Annotated in this window: 1 protein-coding gene and 1 pseudogene; one reads left to right on the top strand and one right to left on the bottom strand. The window is 37.1% G+C overall.

Annotated elements, in window-relative coordinates; all coding sequences use genetic code 11:
- A partial coding sequence (locus VXQ92_RS20820; RefSeq protein WP_416683050.1) for an MFS transporter occupies positions 1 to 625 on the bottom strand: 625 nt, incomplete at its 3' end.
- Positions 626 to 999: 374 nt separating this feature from the next.
- Between VXQ92_RS20820 and VXQ92_RS20815 the strand changes: the two are divergent.
- A pseudogene (locus VXQ92_RS20815) lies at positions 1,000 to 1,066 on the top strand (carbohydrate kinase); the annotation flags it as partial.

Genomic DNA, 1,066 nt, shown 5'->3' with positions numbered 1-1,066 from the left:
CTCCGATGAAAAACGGAACACGCCATCCCCAGTCATGCAGTTGTTCTTCGGTGAGTATCATTTGCAAGATGAGTAGTACGCATAAAGCTGTAAGCTGTCCTGCAATTAAAGTGACATATTGAAAGCTTGAGAAAAAACCACGACGATCTTTTTCTGCCATTTCACTTAAATACGTTGCACTTGCGCCATATTCACCGCCTACACTTAAGCCTTGAATTAAACGTGCAATAACCAAAAGCAATGGAGCAAATACACCAATACTTTCGTAGGAGGGTGTAACAGCAATCAGTAGCGAACCGATACACATTAAAGTAACGGAAAGTGTAAGGCCCGCTTTACGTCCTTTACGGTCAGAATAGATCCCCATAATCCATGCGCCAATGGGACGCATAAGGAAACCCACTGCAAAAATAGCTGCAGCTTGAAGAAGTTGAGCGGTTTGACTTCCTTTTGGGAAAAATGCATGAGCAAAATAGAGCGTAAATGCGGCATATACATACCAGTCGTACCATTCGACAAGGTTACCGGCAGAACCGCCCAAAATTGATTTTAGACGGGTTTTTGTATCTAAATTAGAATGTGGAGTTGTTGCGGTAGAAGGTTGATCAACCATGATTCGCTCCATGTTTCGCTTGGGTTGAATGCTAAAAAAGAGAAGATTTATTCCGTTTTTACATATTATCTACAGGAGTATTTCACTTTATTTTTTTTATGTCTGTAAAACAATGTTTATTATTTAAGCAAAGGAATAAGTTGAATATTTATGTGATTTCAAATTAGCCGATCAGCATATTTTTATCTTCTAATTTCAATATTTTTCTTATTACTTTTTTCCATGCAGTAAAAAATTGATAAAGAATGGGTAATGTTTGGACGAAGAAAGCCTATGCCACTTAAAAATAATGATATATTCCAAAGAAAATTTTAAATAAATACAGTTAGGCATGATGTTTTTGCATTATGGGCTAGATGTGTGTGGAAAATGAAAGGGACATTCAGATGTCAAATTGCCCGAAAAAATATATTGTCGCTTTTGATCAGGGAACAACAAGCTCAAGAGCAATTG

It is taken from the genome of Acinetobacter sp. 228 (assembly GCF_048147885.1).
This window is presented reverse-complemented; position numbering and strand designations above follow the sequence as displayed.